The organism is Ruegeria sp. CJ2 (assembly GCF_056536745.1).
Window position 1 is genome coordinate 16,562 of sequence record NZ_JBQFQF010000020.1, and the last position, 19,291, is coordinate 35,852.

Sequence of the window (19,291 nt, forward strand, 5' to 3'; positions counted from 1 at the left end):
CTACCTTACACAGGCCACCGGCTGTAGGATTTTCAACAACTGATCGTTGTCGCACACCAGCGCGTCCAAAGTGATCTCATCCAGTGAGGCATAGAAAACTTCGGCCGCGTCCCGCAGCGCCAGTCGCAACCGGCAGGCTTCTGTCAAAGGACAGGTATTATCGGCATCCGCAAAACACTCTGCCAGCGGTAAGTTACCTTCCACATGGCGAAAAACCGACCCGATGCGGATCTGTTCGGCCGAACGAGCAAGGGTCATGCCGCCGTTCCGTCCGCGCTGTGTACTGAGATAATTCAGTTGGCTCAGTTGATTGATCACCTGCGCCAGATGGTTTTCCGAGATATTGCAGGCTTCGGCGATCTCAGACTTGGTCACCAACCTGTCCTGATGCGCCGCACAATACATCAACAGGCGCACTGCTATGTTCGTCCTTTTGGTGATGCGCATGATGGCCTCCCAAATTTCAAGATGGGATCTTATTGCATGTCCGGCAAAAAAGCGGTTTGACATACATCAATCGGCACAACAGGAAACAGAGGCACATGGCAGACCCTTATTTCTTTGGCTATGGCAGCCTCGTGAACCTGGCCACCCACGACTTTCCCGATCCCCGCCCCGCCCGACTAAAAGGATGGCGGCGGGCCTGGAGGCACACTGACCTGCGCCCCGTCGCCTTTCTGACGGCCGTACCGGACCCGAATTGCGAGATCGAAGGGATGATCGCCCATGTCCCCAAAAACGATTGGGCCGCGCTGGATGAACGGGAATGGGCCTATGACCGCGTGCCAGCGACGCATTCCATCACGCACCCCCTGACCCACGATGTTGAGATCGCGGTATACGCCGTTCCACATCAACGGCACAGCGAGCCAACGAACCAACACCCGCTACTGCTCAGCTATATTGACGTGGTCGTCCAAGGGTATCTGCGGGCCTTTGGCGAGGAAGGAGCAGAGCGTTTCTTCACCACCACCGACGGGTGGGGCGCGCCGATCCTGAACGATCGGGCCGAACCTCGTTACCCGCGCCACCAACAACTCAAACCCGACGAGACACGCTTTGTCGATGACCGCCTGCAGCATCTCTCTGCAACCATCATCAACACCCAATAAATAAGGCCGAGGTCAAACCCCGGCCCTTCTTCTGTTCAAAAATACTTCCGCCGGAGGCACGCGCCGCAAGGCGCGTTCATCACCCCCGCGCGCGTATCACGTGCAGCAATGGCAACAAGGTCGCCATCTCAGGTCCCCGTTCCATACCCGTAAGCGCCTTGCGCAAGGGCATGAACAAACCTTTGCCCTTCCGACCCGTCGCCTCTTTTACAGCGCTCGTCCATTGGCCCCAAGTCTCCCCATCGAACGGACCTTCGGGCAGCAGCGCCACAGCCTCGGCGATGAACTCGCGGTCTTCGTCAGCGATCAAAGGCTCGGCCCCATCGCGGCACAGCTCCCACCAGCCCTTCAGATCGGCCAACGTGGTGATGTTCTCTCGCGCCATGGCCCAGAAAGGCTCGGCCAGGTCAGCGGGAACACCAGCGTCCGCAACCGCGTCGGCAACATCCGCCAAAGGCAAGGACTGTAGGTGCTTTGCGGTCAACGGGAACAAGTCCTGCACGTCGAACTTGGTCGGGGCCGCACCGAAACGGCCAATATCAAACCCGTCAATCAGCTCGGCCATGTCCGAGCGCAGCTCGACCGGATCGGACGAGCCCAAACGCGCCATCAAGCTCAACAGAGCCATCGGCTGCACACCCTGTTCACGCAGATCGCGCAGGGCCAGAGTCCCCAGTCGTTTCGACAGCGCCTCACCCTGCGGACCGGTCAACAGCGAGTGGTGCGCAAAACGCGGGCATGTACCGCCCAGCGCCTCAATGATCTGAATCTGAGTTGCGGTGTTGGTCACGTGGTCAGATCCACGCACGACGTCAGTGACACCCATCTCGGTGTCATCAACTACGGACGCGATGGTGTAAAGAACCTGCCCATCACCCCGGATCAGCACTGGATCGGACACGGACGCTGCATCAATCGAGATGTCGCCCAGAATGCCATCATTCCACTCGATCCGCTCGTGATCCAGCTTGAAACGCCACACACCATTGCCGCGTTCCGCGCGCAGGGCCTCTTTCTCGGCATCGTTGAGTTTCAGCGCAGCGCGGTCATAGACCGGCGGCTTGCCCATGTTCAGTTGCTTCTTGCGCTTCAGGTCCAGCTCGGTCGGTGTCTCGAACGCTTCATAGAACCGGCCCATCTCGCGCAGCTTGTCGGCAGCCTCGGCATAGCGGTCCAGCCGTTCGGACTGACGCTCGACCCGGTCCCAATGCAGGCCCAGCCACTCCATGTCCTGCTTGATTGCGTCGACATATTCTTCCTTCGACCGCTCGGGGTCAGTGTCGTCGATGCGCAGGATGAACGTACCACCTGCTTTGCGGGCGATCAGATAGTTCATCAGCGCGGTGCGCAGGTTGCCCACATGGATGTAACCGGTGGGCGACGGGGCGAAACGGGTGGTTGTCATAGGTGTCTCCTGTTGGCGCGGCTCTTGTCACAGGATGGGCGTTTTGTCCAGCCACGGGGCCCGCTCACGGTAACGTCAGGTGGCAAGTTGATATCTTAGACCTATCTTTCACCTGCTGGCACACACAGGGAGACCAAAAATGACCGTTAAACTGACCCGCCGGGCCGCGTTGGGCGCAGCGGCGGCTTTGCCGTTTGCATCAGCAGCTACACCTCTTCTGGCAGCAGGGGCTGAAACAAAGGCCAACTCGACCATCGCCAAGTCCTTTCAACTGGGCGATTTTACCGTAACATCTTTGCTGGACGGCAGCCTGCCCCGAGATGGCGCCAAAGACATCTTCGGCGGCGGTGCCTCGGATGAGGATTTCGCCAAGGTCTCGGCGGACAACTTTATCTCGCCCGACGTGGCGCAGTTCTTCTTCACTCCGACGCTGGTCAATACGGGTTCAGAACTGGTTTTGTTCGACACCGGCTTGGGTCAGGGCGGCATTCAGGCGGCACTGGCCGATGCAGGGGTCTCGGCAGATCAGATCGACGTTGTCGTCATCACCCATATGCACCCTGACCATATCGGCGGCATGACCACAAATGACGCGCCCACCTTTGCAAATGCGCGCTTCGTGACCGCATCGCCGGAATACGATTTCTGGGCCGCGCAGGATGCAGGCAATCGCGTTGGCGATCTGGTCGCCGCCAAAGTGACCCCGCAGGCCGAAAAGATGACCTTCCTTACCGATGGCGGAGAAGTCGCGTCCGGCATCACCGCCGTCGCTGCCTATGGGCACACGCCGGGCCACACGGTCTATCATCTGGAAAGCAACGGCCAGCGTCTGGTGCTGACCGCTGATCTGGCCAACCACTATGTCTGGTCTTTTGCGCATCCCGAGTGGGAGGTCCGCTTTGACATGGACAAGGCTGCAGCGACACAGTCACGCCGCAACGTGCTGGGAATGCTGGCCGCCGACAAGGTACCGATGATCGGCTTTCACATGCCATTTCCAGGCGCTGGCTTTGTCGAAACACGAGGCGAGGGGTTTCGGTATGTGCCTGTTTCTTATCAATTAATGGGCTGAAAAGAAGGCGCCCTGACGCGCTGGGCGTCGGGGCGTTTTCTAGATCTATAATCCGCTTCATGCGGACATCGTGCGGACCGTGGCTTTGGTTTACCCCATTCCATACGGCCCACCCGGTTGCAGATCACCGAACACCCCCCACGCTTTGTGGCATGCGCCCTCGAACACCACATCGTCCTCGGGGATACTGTCCTTGAAATTGGGGTAGTCCATGGCCCGTGCCAGTTTCTCAATCATCATTGCGAAATGGTTGCGCGGGATGAATGCCCGGTAGCGATAGTCGCCTCCCGGCGTTTCGATTACCTCGCCGTCCATGCCGTAGTCGCGCAGAAGTTCGGCATCCTGCGCGCGGCGGAACCGCAGACAGACGCGAGAACCGATGTTCGGCCCGCTGGTTTTGCCGTACTCATCCTTTGCAACGGCAGAGAAAAAGCCCGAACCCTCGGGCGTAGAGAATGCTACCCACATATGCAGGTCCTCCTAATTTTTTGGAAAAGGGCGCCTTCGATATCAAATACAATATAGGGTCGTCAACTCGAGGCGGCTTACGTGCGCGGGCGCATGGCCTGTAGGCACAAACCCAAACCTCTAAACCCGGCAGTAGCTACGTGATGGTTGGAGACTATTCGTCGTCATCCAGTTTTGACTCAATCACCTTCTGTTGAGCCAATCTCTCTGGAAGGCGGTCGCTGATGTCTTTGAGCCGCTGTGTTGGATTGACGCTCATGCCTACAGTTCCGCTGTGGGTGTGCGTGATGCTAACGCCATCAGCGCGTCCGAAGGCTCGGTCCTGAGCTAGGGCCAACAAAGCGATTTGTTCTTTGCCAGAGAATTTTCCCGATACAAATTCGCCGTTCCCATCTATGCGATTGAAGAGTTCGTCCATCGACAAAAGATCATTCATGCGTTTCACTGCGATCTCGCCGTTCGACTGGATCAACTTTCTTGTCTCGGGATCCAGCTTGGGTCTCCCACCCGGATTACCAGAATGACCGGGCTTGAAGAGAGGTGTTGGCACAGTGGACTCCTCTGTTCTCAGAAGGTGAAGGCACCAAGAGATAAGTATATCTTTTGTATAGCATACTGGATACCAAATTGCGATCATTTGCGCACTCTATAGACGCACCAGGTAGGGCCGCATTTTTGTCTCTCTCTCAAATTTCCTAGGGATGCTGTACAAATGCATTCAGGATTAGCGTAGCCGTGGCTTCCGGCATCGTGGGCACCTCGACCCTGAGCAGCGTTAGTCTCCGGTCCGAGCAACGCAGAAAGGAACCGCCCCATGTCCTTCTTCTCAAACCTCTTCGGTGGCGGCAAAAAGTCCGAGCCGGAACCAGTCTCGTACAAAGGATTTGAAATATTCCCCGACCTAATGGCCGAAGGTGGCAAGTACCGACTATCGGCACGCATCGAAAAAACAATCGACGGAGATTGCAAGACCTACGCAGTGATCCGGGCGGATGTCTTTGAAAGCCGCGATCAGGCCGAGAGCTTCAGTATCGCAAAGGCTAAGCAAGTGATTGACGAGCAGGGCGAACGTATTTTCAGTTAAGAGTACCGGTAGCTTCGAGCGGCAATGCGACTGGAGCATGCTAACGCATATATTCCAAATCCTAAGAGTGACAGACACTTGCCAAAAACTGTCGCACCGCATTGCTCCGCGTATACGTTAACCAATGCTTGCCTTTGCGATCAGGCCTTAGTTCTCAAGTATCAGTTGTCTGGGTCTGGCCAGTCTGCAAACTTCGCGCCAGCGACCAAGAGCGCTCCGATGAAAAAAAGAAGCTGTCGCCATGACCTCCAGTAAGGTTCCCGATCCTCAAGGATAGTTGGGCTAAAGGTCAAGGCTTCAGCCTTCACTTTGTCACGGTAGTCCCGAACTTCGCAGTCGTCGTTCGCTGTGCATTTGAATAGGCGAGCCAGCCTACCTTCTACGTATTCAACGTGAGCGATAGTATCTTCGAGTAGATGTTCAACATGTTGCCTGCGATAACTTTCAGCAGAAAATTGAAAATACGCGGCAAGCAGTAGGACCAACAAGCCAGTGGCCTCAACTTGCTTACTGTATCGCCTAAGCTTCTTTGACCAGAACGTCAGATTTCGCTCCACCTTCTTTGCTGTGTTAGTCATTACTCTTCGTTCTCAACAACATCTTTTTTTGGGTAGCTCTGCAAACCGCCACACCCGGTGAAGTTTCACAGGGTTTGTTGTGAGGCTGCTCAAGACAGTGTGCCTTTAACTACGGCATTAAACCGGATGCAATGTTAAAAATGATTTAAAACAAATAGATAAGTGGTTTTTACATATTGAATATATACATGGTTTAGAACTGATGGTGTTGATGCGGGCCAACTTATCGATACAGTTTGTGTATTGGTCTAGGTGTATTATTTGGTTTGATTTAGTTGTTACATACAGTGGCCGAACATTATTGGCTGTAAGTCCTTTGTGTATATATACAAGATATGTACATTCGGTGTGTAATTCATAAAACGTTAAACATATTTACCACTGTGCAGCGTAGTAACTACATACTGTGATTATGCATACTACAATTCTCTATGATTATTGAGTGTGTATATACTATAGATGTACACTCTCTCGTATCCGATACTACATCAGATTGTAATCTATTGAATAACCTTGCAGAGGCAGACAGATCACACATTCGGTAAGTGCAATCTGAATTACAACCTTGTCGCGGCAGACAGATCACGCTTTTGCAGTCTGTCAGTTCGGTTATTCGCTCAACTGAGGGAGGGCTTTGGCGGAACCGAAAATGGACAACGTTTTCTCCAACCTACTAAACAGCTTTTCGTGTGCCCCTACACTTAGGAAACGCCACGCAACCCCAGAAGGAGTTACCCGTTCTACGATTAGTTCGTTCGACCATATTGGCGCCGCATCGCGGGCAAGATGTTCGGCCTATTCGCCCACTAGGCCTGTCTGTCGAGCTTTTTACTTTGGAAGCAGCCATCCTCTCCAGGTTTCTCAGGTGTTCTTTCTTCGTCTCCCTGCTGTTTTCCAAGGCTATGTCGCGTAGTTTCGCTACGTACGAGGTCACTTGTACGTCCGAGAGTGCAATCTTCTTCTCGACTGCAATTAGCCTTCCGAGGTCTTGAAGTCCCCAAGCGACGCTTTCTGGCATCGCCGTTTTTGGTCGGGCCGAGCCCGTAAACACCACAAAGTTGTGTAAAAGACTTTCCTCAATACCCAAGATGACTTGGACGGCCTTCACGTGGGCATAGTTCTGCCGAAGCGGATTTTGAAAACTGCGGCGCTTGCCACCTTTTAGCACTTGGGTCCAACTACGTTGGTCGGAACTGCCAAAAATCCAACCGGACATGTTCTTTGTCTCAATAACAAAGATGCCATAGCGAGAGATCAGGAGATGGTCGATCTGAGTAGTGCCACCGGCTACGGGAAGCGTTAAATCGGACAAGACCTGATAGTCTTTTTCGTTCAATACTGATGTGAGTGCTGAATGCACCCGACGTTCACCTCTGGCGCCTTTTTTTTCAGGTGTATTGTAACTTGCTTCAAGTGCCCAAAAAGCGGATTTCAACAGGAATTTTAGCATAACAATTCAAACCATTCCTTTGTTGAAGTAGATCTAACGCTGCACTGCTGCGCACCAGGCTCAGAATTTGAATGGACATTTTGTTACTTGGGCTTTTTGAAGTTCGACCGCTTGTTAGCAGGCGCCAAAAGGTTGTTAGATTATGACAAACCTGGTGCACCCTAAGTGCAAAGAAGATAGATTGTTTTGGGCAATGCGCACCCAATAGGAGCCTTTATTCATCTCGAAGAAAAGCTATTGTCGAGCACTAAGTATCCGATACACGGACGCCCGACCTATACCCAGCCTACGCGAGATTTCCGTAGCGCCGATCCCTTCACTCGCAAGTGCAATCACATCACCCGACTTTGCCTTTGCCGTAGGTTTGCGACCCTTGTACTTACCTGCAGCCTTTGCCTTAGCAATTCCTTCCCGCTGACGTTCCAGCATAATCTCCCGCTCAAACTCGGCAACGCTTCCCAATAGGTTTAACATCAGCTTGCCTTGAGCAGTTGAGGTGTCGAGGTTCAATCCCAAAACTGTTAGATGCGCTCCAACGTCCTCAAGTTGACTGCGGATTTCCATTAGGTGGGCCATAGAGCGTGCAAGACGGTCCAGTTTGGTGACTACTAGGTGATCGCCCTCACGGATGAAATTCAGCGCCTCTGTGAGCTTCTCACGCGCTCTGACATCCACTGAGGATACCTGTTCGGTAAATACCTTCTCGCACCCAGCTCGTTCCAGTTCCCGTAGTTGAGCATCAAGTCCAGCCGTCTGATCCAAAGTGGAAGTCCTAGCATAGCCAACAAGCATGATCTTATCCGTCTCTCAAAGTCTTAGATATTGAGGCACATACTGTCTCAAAATGGAAAGTCAACATCTGTGAGACACACTTTGCCCGTGTGCCAGTTGTGTCGCTGGGGCAGGGCCTTGTGAAACAGCAATACTATACAAAAGGGCCAAGACATATGCTGACTACCCCATGGGGGGAGCTCAGGCTGTCCGGAGCTATAGATACGGGCTCGAAAAAATTCGCCAAAAAATTACAGTAAATTCGGCCTAAGCAGCGGACATTGACGCTGTATGCAGCGAATGACCGCCCTGAGCCCATTCCGGAAGTGGTCCCGTGCTGACGCTCGCAAGTGTGGCAATTCGAAACTCAAAATTGTTAGCAGCGCCGCAGATAGAAGAGCAGACTTTGAATCCACTCACAGGGAAACCAACTGCAGAGATGTCCGAGGTGCAAACTGTGCAGGCCTCTGACCTATCCGTATGAACGAACCAGAACGTCACACGGGCACGGACTCTGGCCCGGGATTCGGCGGCATCGAGTTGTGTCGAAGCGGATTTCGACCACTAGCCAGTCGCCACTCAGGTGTAAATCCTGGCTCAAAGGCCGTCCAGCTCGAGCCTTTGAGAGAGTGTATGCGCATCTGATTTGGGCATGGGAAGAATCAATCGGTCTCCCTCAACGCCTTCAACGATGTTGACCGAGCGAAGCAGGCTTCCATCTACCTTGATGTCAAGCGAACCACCCACAGATGCCTTGGTGAATGCCGAAAGGGCAGCGGCAATGTCAGGGACTAGGCGTAACTCGACAAGAGGCTGGCCATTTGGATCCTCGCGTATTTCGCCACCGACAATCTCCCGCGCCGTTACTACGATCGGTCCAAGTTGAAGGGGTGCCGTTGTGCCATCGATCACGCATATCGGGTAGTTGCCGGGGACCCGGCCTCCGCCCAGATCGAGGCATCGGTCAAGATAGGCGGCTTTCTGGATCACTGAACCAGCCCAGAACGCGGCGCAAACAGCAACAAGTGCAGTGCCTACTACTAAAATTCGCTTTGAAGGCATCGGGATCCTCTGTCTGTTTAGCCGCTTCAGGCGACGGTAAAGGCCGTGTCTTGCGGCTTGACTAGCAACGCAAAATCCTATGCCATGACGGAGTTTCAAATGCAAAACCACAGAAAGGTAAGCTTGGAATGGGGTTTGTGCAATCGATCAAAGTCTGCCTTTCGAAATACGTCGTCTTTTCAGGGCGGGCAACACGTTCGGAATACTGGTGGTTCGTGCTTTTCGTCATCTTGTGCAACATCGTTTTTTCGGTCCTAGACAGGGCGATGTTCGGCGCAAACCCCGAAACCGGCGAAGGCACGAGTGTCCTTAACCCCTTATTTCAAGTCGCGGTTTTCTTACCGATGCTTGCTGCTGGGTGGCGCCGACTGCACGACACCGGACGCCCGGGATGGTACCTTCTTCTACCAATGGCGTTGGGGTTTGCGACCATGGTTGCGATTCTGAGCGGTGTTGCGGTCTTCTCCGTACTGGAGGGCGGCGTAGACGATCCGGAAGTTCTGCGCGGCCCAGCAGCGTTCCTCGGAGTAACCGGGATGATCGTAGTCTGGGTGCTGCAATTGGTCTTGACGGTCATGATGATCTGGTGGCTGACCCGGCCGTCCGAGGAAGGGGCCAACCCCTACGGGCCACCGGCAGCGTGACTAACTTGCCAGATTAGCTGTTGAGATTTGAGGGGAGCCAGAATGAAACGAAAAATGCCTTTAGGCTTTGCGATGGCCTGCGCCATCGCTACGCCAGTCCTTGCAGAGTGGAATTTCGTTGCCGGACCGACAGCAAATGCTTTCATCCAATCCAACGACTCCACGCTGGAGCTCCAATGCGACCGAATTCGCTTTGCGCCCGCGGGCTACGAAGACAGCGAGGACATAGTGGCCAAGCGGGGACTGTCGATCCGTTTCATGCAGGACGGAACGACCGAAGCTGGTGCTTTCCAGGTCGGGCAGGACAACGCCAGCATTCAAATCGTTGACAACTACCCGGTCGAGATCGCGTTCAATGATGCGCAGGATTACGGTTTCGTCCTGGATCAGTTGGCGGCAAATGCCTCGGTCAACCTTTCCATGGTCGAACAGGACATCACCTATGGAATCTTCGACCTCGCGGGGTCCAGTGCAGCCATCAAGTCACTCAGGTCTGCCTGCGGCGGAGCGGCACAGGAGATTGCAAGCACCGAGGCCCCGGAGGGCGTGGTTTATTGTGGCGGCGGTGACGTCAAACGTCAGATCGAATACGTGATCCTCGACACTCCGGATGGCGAATGGGATGCCCTGCTGACCGTTAATGGTAAGGTGACACGGGCCATGACGGCCTACAGTTTCTTTGGCAATGCGGCAGCTCCGAAGGGGTTCGTCGTCGCACTCCTTGGCGAGGATAGATCGGAAACGCTAGTGTTCAGCGATGGTGGCAAAGATTGGCTGGAATATGGGGATTACCAGTATGATAAGTGCAATTGATGCTCTGGCGTGAAACAGAACCGCAGATTGGAACGGCCAAGCCCCTGAGGTTTCTTGGGTTTTGGGCCGCGTCCTGGCTTGCTTTTGTTACGTCGGCGTCATCCGCCGATGTTTCCGATCTTCCCAAACAGCTGCAGAAAAAAGTCGAGACGGCCCGGCAGGCTTGCGCCGAGTTCAACAATGGCACCTTTTACCTCGAATGGGAGGCCGTCGACCGGGTCGATCTGGATGGCGACCTGTACCTCGACTGGGTGCTGAACGAGCGCGGTTTCTCCTGTTCAACGGCGGCCTCTCTGTACTGCGGTACGGGGGGGTGCATGTCGCATTTCCTCGTGGAGGACGTCCTTCATTCCCTGTTTAACCAGGGGTGGGGCCTGGCGGATCTCGGGCCGAACAAGGTTCTTCTAGCGGATGTACACGGCTCGCAATGCGGCGGTATCAGTCCGACGCCATGCGTGACGGCCAGCACATGGGACAGCGACGCGAAGGAATGGCGCACGACAGGCGCGGAATGGGAGTGACCCGCATGGGAAGGCCGATCGACCGCCCAGAAGCGTCTTGCACCGTCCGGCGCTATGGCCAACGGAGTAAATGCACGTGAGAAAGCTGACGCTCATCTCCCTTGTCTTGCTGGGCCTGGGCCTTGCGTTTTGGACAGGATACGCGGTTCAGGGATCGCATGTCGATGAGGACGGCATCCTGCAGGAGCCTTTCCATTTGCTGGCCCTCGGTTGGTTTTTTGTCCTGATCGGTGGCGTTGCGCTGATGGCCGCACTTGTTGCCCGGATCATCAAGAACTGGGGCCGGGCCAAATGAAGACCCAGCTCATGCAAAGCGTTTACTCCGCGGTTCGTTTCGTGCCGCTTACGTCCATAGCGACGCGCGCAAGCTCCCTGACCGCTTGCTGCTTGTTGCTCTGCCTCGGTATGCTCGCTGGGTGCACTGGCTCTGCGCCGAATGTAGCAATCAGCGAACCGGATCCAGAACTGGTTTTCGTGCGAGGCCACCGTTCCGCTTATGACGACTGCAAACTAACCGGCGAGTCAGCCTTCACGGTCGAGTTCTTGGATGATGCCGCAGACCTCGTCACTTGCCCGACGGGGAGCTCTGCGGCGGCAACATTGGTTTCCGAAACATCGGCCTCGATTGTTACCCAGACCAATAGTTACACCCTCTACTCCGTGTCGCGCCGTTGACACTGCGGCATCGTTTTCAGACTCTTCGTGTGATGCTGGAACGAAGGGTGAGCGTGTTTCAATGAACCAGACAAGATCATTGTGCCTGTTGTTAGCCGCTTTCATATGGTCCTCAAGCAAGTTGTGGGCTGAGGCCGTCCATTTCTCTGGTCTTTATGTCCCTGAGGGCCTTTCATGCTCGGACGGCGCGCGCATTTCTGAAGAGTACGGTGATTTGAGGGCCGGTTACGTGATTTACGACGATGAAGGTCGGAAGTCAGACGATAGCTCCTGTGAATACGATCAAGTGCAAGCATTGCGTGGGACTGCAGTACAAATAGTCGACTTGAAGTGCACCTTTGACGGCAAATCATACACCTATCGACAACTCTTGAGCCCGCTGGACTCAAACAGAGTTTTGGTTATCAATCAGGTGGCCGAGGACTCGTCGTCGTTTCAGGTGCTGACTTATTGCGGCTGGGTGCCGCAAAAATGAGCCAACAAGTGCAAATAGGGCTGCAATCGTCTCCTGGGCACTACCTAGCGTTCAAAAGGAGGCTTTTGTGAGCCGTCGCAGGCCGATCACAAAACTCCCTGCTCCGTTCTTGCAGCGTATTGTCTTGAGAGATGATGTGATCGAAGGCAAGTCGGGCTACCCCTATGACCTTCCCTGGCTGGACCGTGAGGGCTTCGAGTTGCGCTTCACAACCCCAGTGACCATTCTGGTCGGTGAGAACGGTACCGGGAAATCAACATTGGTAGAGGCCATAGCGGCACTCAGTGGCTACGACGAGGCCGGTGGCGGCAAGGGCTATCGTCCCGTCGATCACGCCCGCGCGATAGACCAGAGCGGTGCTGGGTTGGCCGACGTGTTTCGCGCGAGTTGGCTGCCCAAAGTTACAAGTGGCTGGTTCATGAAGGCGGAAACCTTCTTCTCAGTGGCCCGATACCTTGATATCGCTGCGGAAGACAGTGGCAATGCGCCCCCGGACTTCTTGTCATGGAGTCATGGCGAGGGCTTCGTGAGATTTTTCAAAGAACGCATGTCGCAACAGGGTATCTATTTCATGGATGAACCTGAAAGTGCTCTGTCGCCGAAGCGTCAGTTGGAGCTTCTCGCAATTCTTGATCGTATTCAGCGAACGGCAATCTCGCAGGTCATCGTGGCCACCCATTCACCGATCCTCATGGCCTTACCGAACGCTAGCTTGCTTGAAATCACGCGACACGGGATTACCAAAACGACATTGGAAGCAACCCAGCACTTCAAGCTTTACCGCGCCTTCACCCGATCTCCGATCGATTTCGTCACCGACGCCCTTCAGGAGATGGAGGCGTCTCGGGAAGACAAATCCGGCAACGGTACGCACCGGCCATTCGATTGATGAACAGAACTCCTTTCCATTGGGCACGGTGTCGCCGTTCAACAAGCCTTAAATGGACAGCTGCTGTGAGGTTGAGTTGAACTTCGGTGCGTCACGAATGAGCTCGCACCCCACGGGCGATCTCGCCAGTATGCGCATTCCGAACGCGTGCACCTGTATGGCGAGGGCAACCTCAGCGGTAGGTAGAGTTCAACTCGGATCCTGCCTATTGTTCATGCCAGCGATATCGCTCGGCCACATGAATCAGAGGAAAAGTATGGCTCGTTGGACATATTTGGCATTGCTCTTGATCGGAGCCATCGGCGACCCCGCAACATCTCAACCTGTTCTGGCGGACGCCAAAGCCCTTCGTCCTTATAGCGAAACAGCTGTTGCGATCACCGGACCGGTGATCCTGTCGAAAAAGCGCATGGTCTTTGAGACTGGTGGGTTTCTCGATCTGAATGTGGTCGACGATGCAGCTTCGGGTAGATGGGGAGCATCTGGCAATGTACCCGTCGCACAAGTCTTCAGGGTCTCAGGAGACGCCGGACAACTTCGGCAACAAAACACGCTTTGTGGGGACCAGCCAGTAACCTTTATGGCAGCTTGGGATGAAGAAAGCTCAGGGTATGCGTACCTGGGCATTGCCATGTTCACCGGAGCGGAAATACCGACTGGGGTCGCCGAAGAGGGCATTTGTGGCACCTTTTTCTTTTCGACGGATGTGGAAAAATAACCTTTTGGTAGGCGATGCAAGGGTAAGTTCAGCTGCCTCGAGACAAGAAGTTGAGTCGCGTCCGATGATTACGAAACGCGATTGCTTCCCGTACTCTTAGACGGGCCAAGAAATTGAACCATTACCCCGCTCTCGTCGCGTGGGTGGAATTTGCGCGATATCGGAGGCAGGCTCGCTGTCCATTCGGAGCCCCGTTCGCATTCGTCTGGCAGCGCCTATCGACGGTTTCCAGCGGAGCGATGCGCTGCCCGAACTGTCCCCGGCAGTTGATCGGTTCTCCGCCCCCTTCGTCACCCAGCAGGCCGGATAGACCTGATCAGGATCAACCTGAGTTGGCTGAAGGGTCGTCCTCCTCCGGCAATGGAACAAGCGGTTCATCATGCGGGAGGTCGATCCCTTCATCACTGGTCACTCTGTCCGAACTCAGATCCTCGGCCGCCGCGGGATCATCCAGCATGGTTGGATCCAGCGTCGGTGCGTCGGTCAGCATATCCGCATCAACACCGAGCGCCGCAGTGTAGGGATTGGCCGGCTCGGAATCCTGTAGCTGTGTCGGAACGTCGGAATGCGGGCCCGCCCCAACTGCATCAAGATAGGCGTTCACCGGGTCGCCTTGATGGAGAGATGAGCCGTCCTGCCCGTGGTGCTCGTCTGGGGTATCGAAGCCTCTGCTATCCTGAATAGCGGGATCGTTCTCGCTGCCTGCCCTCGCGGCGAGAGATACATCCATGTCGTCGGTCAGTCCGAGCGCGGCAGCAGACGGGTCCTGAGTATCGTCGCCAAGCGTCACTTCGAAAACTGGCCCATCGTCACTCGGGGAGTCGTGTTGCTGTGGTGTTACCGGAACAATATCGATACCGATCAGGGTCGTTTGATCGACGTGGTGGCCGCTCGCTCCATGCACGCTCTGGACGTTGATATTGACCTGCACATCTGCATCGGACGTGTGCGCGCCATGCTGGAGGATGTGGAAAGTGTCGGTGTGACGCCCCGATGCTGCTCCGCCGCCGCCGTGTTTGATCACTGCAGATTGCGCTTGGTAGTGATAATCAAAGTGTCCAGTTTGCGGGTTGATGGTCAATGTCCCGTATTGGCCCTGGAGCGACAACACGCCGTGTCCGTGCCCGTTGTCGATCGACCAGCCACCTGATCCGCCGGTCAGTGTGCCGGAAAGATGGGTCGTGCCCGTACCATGTACCTGAGTTGCAGTGGGCGGTGTCGGCGCCGCGGTCACATCCAACGTCGCCGTTGCACTGCGTGTTGCATGTCCGTCCGTGACGGAAATCGTTACTGGGACATCGGTATGGCTGGCGCCAGCTGCGGGGGTAAACACCCAATTGCCGCCAGATTGGTGGAAGCTTCCATATTGCGGGTCGACCTGAACATTTGAGATAGACAGCTGATCGCCTCGGTCCACATCGGTTGCATGAACAGCCGCCAGAAAATCTGCGGTCGAGATGGTTTTACCCGCACCTGGTTGTGTGGCGCCAAGATCTCCCGGCGTTACAATCGGCGCATCATTCGTCCCGGTTATGATGATCTGGACCGGCTGCTTTGTGCCATCCAGCGTTGTGACGGTGAATGAGTCGGTGAGGGTTTCTCCCTCACCAAGCGCTTGAACCCTGCCGTCTGTCTGATCGACCCGATAGGTCCAGTGACCGCGGCTGTCGATCTCATAAGCGCCAAAACCACCGTCCGAAGGTCTGGGCTGCCCATAGTTCGTACGATCGGTGCCGCTCTGTCCCCAATCCGGATCGTGTACGTTGAGGGTTCCGCGGGCCACAGTCCTGGTGTCCTCGACCACGGTCCCAGATGTATCGCCCGTGATCTTGGGAACATCCGCGGTGCCCTCAACTGTAATGTTGACGCGATGAGTCGTGCCGTCGACACCACGCACCTCAAAGTAGTCGTAGATGAGTTCGCCTTCGTGCAGGGACTGCCGCGAAGGAGGCAGGGTGAAGGTCCAGTTTCCGGCGGCGTCGATTGAATAGGTTCCAGCGTTGTGCGGTGCCTGAGCATTTGTCACAGGTACAAAAGCCGCGACGCCACCATCCGGATCCGAGATGTTCAGCTTGCCGGATGTGGACGGAGCGTTGTCCTCCTTGACATGCCCGGAATCTGTTCCCGTGATGATCGAAGCATCGGGCGTTGCGCCAAGCGTGAGAGACGCTTTCTGTGCGGTGTTTCCGCCGTGACCGTCGGTCACCTGATAGCTCAGGCTGACGGGGCCGTTATAGTCCTTGTCCGGCGTGAAGGTGAACGACCCGTCCAGGTTGGACGTGATCGTGCCGTGGCTCGCCGTCAGCCCCGTGACCGACAGCTGATCGCCGGTGTCGACATCCGTCGCATGCTCCAGCAACTGCGCCGCCGTGATCTGTACCGTCTTGTCCTCGGTGCCGCCGGGCAGGGCGACCGGGCCGCTGACGCTGGGGCCGTCATTGGTGCCTGTCACGGTGATGACGAGGTTCTCGGTGTCGGTGGCGCCGGTCTTGTCGGTGACCGTGACCGGGATGGTGATCTGTTGCGGCTGACCCGCCGCAAGATGCTGGTAGGCCGCGTCGGTCGGATCAAAGTTCCAGCTGCCGTCCGCATTCAACGTGAAGCCGGCCGGCGCAGCGCCGCCCAGCGAATAGGTCTGCGTGTCGCCCGTATCCACATCGGTCGCCGACATCTGCCCGGAGACCGCCTTGCCATCCTCCGTCGCCGAGGCCGTCGCGGCAGACAGAACAGGCGCGTCGTTCGTCCCGTGGATCGTGATCTTGATTTGATGGGTTGTTCCATCGGCCGTGCTCACCCGATAGGTAGCATAGCCCTCCTCACCTGCTGCGAGGCTCTGGACCGCAGCATGCGAGTTATCCACTGCGTAATGCCAGTTTCCATAGCGATCGATATGGAGGCTTCCGCCAAAAGGATCAGAGACCGCATGTTCTCCCCATATGGAGTAATGGAAGTGGTTCCATGCGGTTCCGTCGGGATCCGAGACGCTCAAGGTTCCGTCGGCGACAATCGGATGCGCCGAAGACGGTCCGACATTCTTGTCTTCGGTCAAATCGCCCGTATCCGTGCCGGAAACAACCGCGGCATCGCCTACTGGTACGAGGGTCGTCGTGGCTCCAGTATGGGTCACACCGCCATGGGCATCCTTCACGTCATAGGTGAAGTGAACGTTGCCGTTGTAATCCTTTTCAGGGGTGAAGGTGTAGGTGCCGTCAGGGTTGGCGCGGACCGAGCCGTGATCGACCCGCAGCGCGTCGATGGTGAGTTTGCCCGCATCATTGGCGTCCACATCGACCGTGTTGGCGAGAAGCTGCGCCTTGGTGAGCGTCTGCGCCGTGTCCTCGGTACCAGCCCGTAGAACGACTTCAGAAGAGCAATAAGGCCGGTCATTGCTGCCATGGATGGTGATCACGATGTCATGCGGCGTGCCATCCTTGGAATGCACAGTGATCGTGTCGGTGAGCGTCTGATTCTCGCCCAGCTGATCAATCGCCGTGCCGCGGGTGGTGGGCCGCCCGTCAAAGAACCGCGACTTTCCGACGTCAGCGCTGTAGAACCATTCGCCATTCTCGCGGAGCATCAGGTCTCCGTACGTGCCGTGATATGTGTATCCCGGCCCATGGGTATCGAAGGACGCCTCGCCAGCATCGGCATCGATAATCGTCAATGTCCCAGAAGCCTTGATAGTTTCCTGATCGAGCGTCGACATACCCAGCTGATGCTGGTCGGGCGACATGTCCACTCCAGCTGTGTTTTCCGTCACATCGCCGGTATCAACGCCGCCAATAATGGCAGCGTCTCCGACTGCCGCCAATGTCAGGTTGGCGGTTTGCGCGGTGTTTCCACCATGACCGTCGGTGACGGTGTAGCTCAGTGTCACTGGGCCATTGTAATTGGCGTCCGGCGTGAAGGTGAAGCCGTGGGCCGCGTCGCCGGTGATGGTTCCGTGGCTGGCGCTCAGCCCGGTCACCGAGAGCTGGTCGCCGGTGTCGATATCCGTGGCATGTGCCAGCAGCTGGGCCGCTGTGATCTGTACCGGTTTGTCCTCGGTCCCGCCGGGCAGTGTGACCGGGCCGGTGACCGCCGGTCCGTCGTTTGTTCCGGTGACGGTGATGGTCAGGTCTTGCGTGTCTGTGGCGGTGCCGTCAGTGACCTTGACGGGGATGGTGACCTGCTCGGTCGCGCCTGCGGCAAGGTGCTGATAGGCCGCGTCGGTTGGATCAAAACTCCAACTCCCATCGGGGTTCAGCGAGAACCCGGCGGGTGCCTGGTGGCCCAGAGAATAGGTCAGCGTGTCTCCTGTATCCACATCTGTCGCCGACATCTGACCCGTGACCGAGGACCCGTCCTCGGTGGCTGACGCCGTCGCGGCCGTCAAAACAGGCGCGTCATTGGTGCCATGAACCGTAATCTCAATCTGATGGGTGGTTCCGTCTACCGAACGGATCGTCACAGTGTCCTTGACGGTCTGTCCAGCACCAAGCTGTTGTACGACCGCCAGCCGATTGTCGAGGTAGTAGATGAAATTGCCATCCGGCTGCAATAGAACGTGACCGCCAAGCTGTGTATCATAGCCAACACCCGCAGATGTCTGCGGTCCTATGTTGCCATCAAACCGCGCCTCGCCCGGATCCGGGTCAGAAATGTCAAGCTTCCCGTACACCTGAAGTTCGTAATGTGTGTTGATGTAGCCCCTGTCCTCGGTCACCGAAGGAATACTAGCATCGGTAATTGTCGCAGGATCGCCGACCGCAGCGAGCGTTGTGGTTGCTCCGGTATGGGTCACCCCGCCATGGGCATCCGTTACGTCGTAGGTGAAGTGGACCGCGCCGTTGTAATCGCGGGCGGGCGTGAACGTAAAGGTGCCGTCGCCATTGTCCCGGATCGAGCCGTGATCGGCTCGCAGCCCTGCGATGGACAGTTTGCCTGCATCATTGGCATCCACCTCGACCGTGTTTGCAAGCAATTGCGCCTTGGTCAGTGTTTGTGCGGTGTCCTCGGTGCCGGGCGCAAGCGTGACCTCGGACGCACAATAGGGGGCATCGTTACTGCCGTGGATAGTGATCGTGATGTCATGCGCTGTGCCGTCCTTGGAATAGACGGTGATCGTGTCAGTAAGCGTTTGCCCTTCGCCCAGCTGGTCAATCGCACTACCGCGCGTGGTCGGGCGACCGTCAAAGAAGCGCGCGTTCCCGGCATCGGCAGAATAGAACCATGTGCCATCCGCTCGAAGATTTAGGTCGCCGTAGGTGCCATGATAGGTGAACCCGAGCCCATGCGTGTCGAAGACAGCTTCACCCGCGTCCGGATCAAGAATCGTAAGCTGGCCGCTTGCATTCAGTGTTTCCGTTCCCAGCACTCCGATGCCCGGCTGGTGCTGATCAGGGGACTTGTCCACGCCTGCAGTGTTCTCTGCGACACTCCCCGTATCCACACCGCCAATGATGGCCTTGTCGTCGGTGCCGTTGATGGTGACGGTGATCTGCTTGGTGGTGCCGTCGACGGTGGAGACGGTCAGCGTGTCGGTCAGCTGCTCGCCGGTCTTCAGCGCCTGTAC

17 protein-coding genes are annotated in these 19,291 nt (G+C 56.2%); 9 read left to right on the plus strand and 8 right to left on the minus strand.

Annotated elements, in window-relative coordinates; translation table 11 throughout:
* Nucleotides 1-447, minus strand: a complete 447-nt coding sequence (locus ACR0MS_RS19745) for an RrF2 family transcriptional regulator (RefSeq protein WP_480577858.1) — start codon at nt 445-447, stop codon at nt 1-3.
* Nucleotides 448-542: 95 nt separating this feature from the next.
* Between ACR0MS_RS19745 and ACR0MS_RS19750 the strand changes: the two genes are divergently transcribed.
* Nucleotides 543-1,112, plus strand: coding sequence for a gamma-glutamylcyclotransferase family protein (locus tag ACR0MS_RS19750; protein ID WP_480577855.1), 570 nt, complete (start codon nt 543-545; stop codon nt 1,110-1,112).
* Between the two features lie 79 nt (nt 1,113-1,191).
* On the opposite strand, the gene gltX is transcribed toward ACR0MS_RS19750, so the two are convergent.
* A complete protein-coding gene (gene gltX / locus ACR0MS_RS19755) occupies nt 1,192-2,517 on the minus strand; it encodes a glutamate--tRNA ligase (RefSeq protein ID WP_480577851.1) in 1,326 nt (441 codons plus the stop codon).
* Nucleotides 2,518-2,656: 139 nt separating this feature from the next.
* Between gltX and ACR0MS_RS19760 the strand changes: the two genes are divergently transcribed.
* Nucleotides 2,657-3,589 carry an MBL fold metallo-hydrolase gene (locus ACR0MS_RS19760; RefSeq protein ID WP_480577848.1) on the plus strand — a complete coding sequence of 311 codons (933 nt, stop codon included), beginning with the start codon at nt 2,657-2,659 and terminating at the stop codon, nt 3,587-3,589.
* Between the two features lie 90 nt (nt 3,590-3,679).
* On the opposite strand, the gene ACR0MS_RS19765 is transcribed toward ACR0MS_RS19760, so the two are convergent.
* Both ACR0MS_RS19765 and ACR0MS_RS19770 read right to left on the minus strand, forming a co-directional pair.
* Nucleotides 3,680-4,057, minus strand: coding sequence for a hypothetical protein (locus ACR0MS_RS19765; RefSeq protein WP_170757166.1), 378 nt, complete (start codon nt 4,055-4,057; stop codon nt 3,680-3,682).
* 154 nt (nt 4,058-4,211) lie between these two features.
* Complete coding sequence (locus tag ACR0MS_RS19770) at nt 4,212-4,607, minus strand: hypothetical protein (protein ID WP_480577845.1); 396 nt, start codon at nt 4,605-4,607, stop codon at nt 4,212-4,214.
* A gap of 264 nt (nt 4,608-4,871) precedes the next feature.
* Between ACR0MS_RS19770 and ACR0MS_RS19775 the strand changes: the two genes are divergently transcribed.
* On the plus strand, nt 4,872-5,141 hold the full coding sequence (locus ACR0MS_RS19775) for an HlyU family transcriptional regulator (RefSeq protein ID WP_480577842.1): 270 nt from the start codon (nt 4,872-4,874) through the stop codon (nt 5,139-5,141).
* Between the two features lie 1,251 nt (nt 5,142-6,392).
* On the opposite strand, the gene ACR0MS_RS19780 is transcribed toward ACR0MS_RS19775, so the two are convergent.
* The 3 genes from ACR0MS_RS19780 to ACR0MS_RS19790 all read right to left on the minus strand — a co-directional run bounded on the left by ACR0MS_RS19780 (nt 6,393) and on the right by ACR0MS_RS19790 (nt 9,002).
* Complete coding sequence (locus tag ACR0MS_RS19780) at nt 6,393-7,169, minus strand: nuclease-related domain-containing protein (protein WP_480577839.1); 777 nt, start codon at nt 7,167-7,169, stop codon at nt 6,393-6,395.
* Nucleotides 7,170-7,403: 234 nt separating this feature from the next.
* Entirely contained in the window at nt 7,404-7,961 is a 558-nt protein-coding gene (locus tag ACR0MS_RS19785; RefSeq protein ID WP_480577836.1) for a recombinase family protein, read from the minus strand.
* A 576-nt stretch (nt 7,962-8,537) separates the two neighbouring features.
* Entirely contained in the window at nt 8,538-9,002 is a 465-nt protein-coding gene (locus tag ACR0MS_RS19790; RefSeq protein WP_480577832.1) for a hypothetical protein, read from the minus strand.
* A gap of 128 nt (nt 9,003-9,130) precedes the next feature.
* Here ACR0MS_RS19790 and ACR0MS_RS19795 point away from each other — a divergent pair, with 128 nt between their 5' ends.
* The 6 genes from ACR0MS_RS19795 (at nt 9,131) to ACR0MS_RS19820 (ending at nt 13,737) form a co-directional block, all read left to right on the plus strand.
* The gene (locus tag ACR0MS_RS19795) at nt 9,131-9,646 is read left to right on the plus strand and encodes a DUF805 domain-containing protein (protein WP_170386721.1); all 516 of its coding nucleotides are present in this window, start codon (nt 9,131-9,133) and stop codon (nt 9,644-9,646) included.
* A 42-nt stretch (nt 9,647-9,688) separates the two neighbouring features.
* Complete coding sequence (locus ACR0MS_RS19800) at nt 9,689-10,459, plus strand: hypothetical protein (RefSeq protein ID WP_170386722.1); 771 nt, start codon at nt 9,689-9,691, stop codon at nt 10,457-10,459.
* Nucleotides 10,459-10,980: a hypothetical protein gene (locus ACR0MS_RS19805; RefSeq protein WP_170560367.1), complete on the plus strand. Its 522-nt coding sequence runs from the start codon at nt 10,459-10,461 to the stop codon at nt 10,978-10,980. Before ACR0MS_RS19800 ends, ACR0MS_RS19805 begins: the two co-directional genes overlap by 1 nt.
* Nucleotides 10,981-11,056: 76 nt before the next feature.
* Nucleotides 11,057-11,275 carry a DUF3955 domain-containing protein gene (locus ACR0MS_RS19810; RefSeq protein WP_217358912.1) on the plus strand — a complete coding sequence of 73 codons (219 nt, stop codon included), beginning with the start codon at nt 11,057-11,059 and terminating at the stop codon, nt 11,273-11,275.
* 922 nt (nt 11,276-12,197) lie between these two features.
* Nucleotides 12,198-13,019 (plus strand): AAA family ATPase, encoded by an 822-nt coding sequence (locus tag ACR0MS_RS19815; RefSeq protein ID WP_480577827.1) that lies wholly within the window; start codon nt 12,198-12,200, stop codon nt 13,017-13,019.
* 286 nt (nt 13,020-13,305) lie between these two features.
* A complete protein-coding gene (locus tag ACR0MS_RS19820) occupies nt 13,306-13,737 on the plus strand; it encodes a hypothetical protein (protein ID WP_480577824.1) in 432 nt (143 codons plus the stop codon).
* Between the two features lie 322 nt (nt 13,738-14,059).
* Here ACR0MS_RS19820 and ACR0MS_RS19825 read toward each other — a convergent pair.
* Nucleotides 14,060-19,291 (minus strand): VCBS domain-containing protein (locus tag ACR0MS_RS19825; RefSeq protein WP_480579032.1); only part of this gene is annotated, 5,232 nt, incomplete at its 5' end.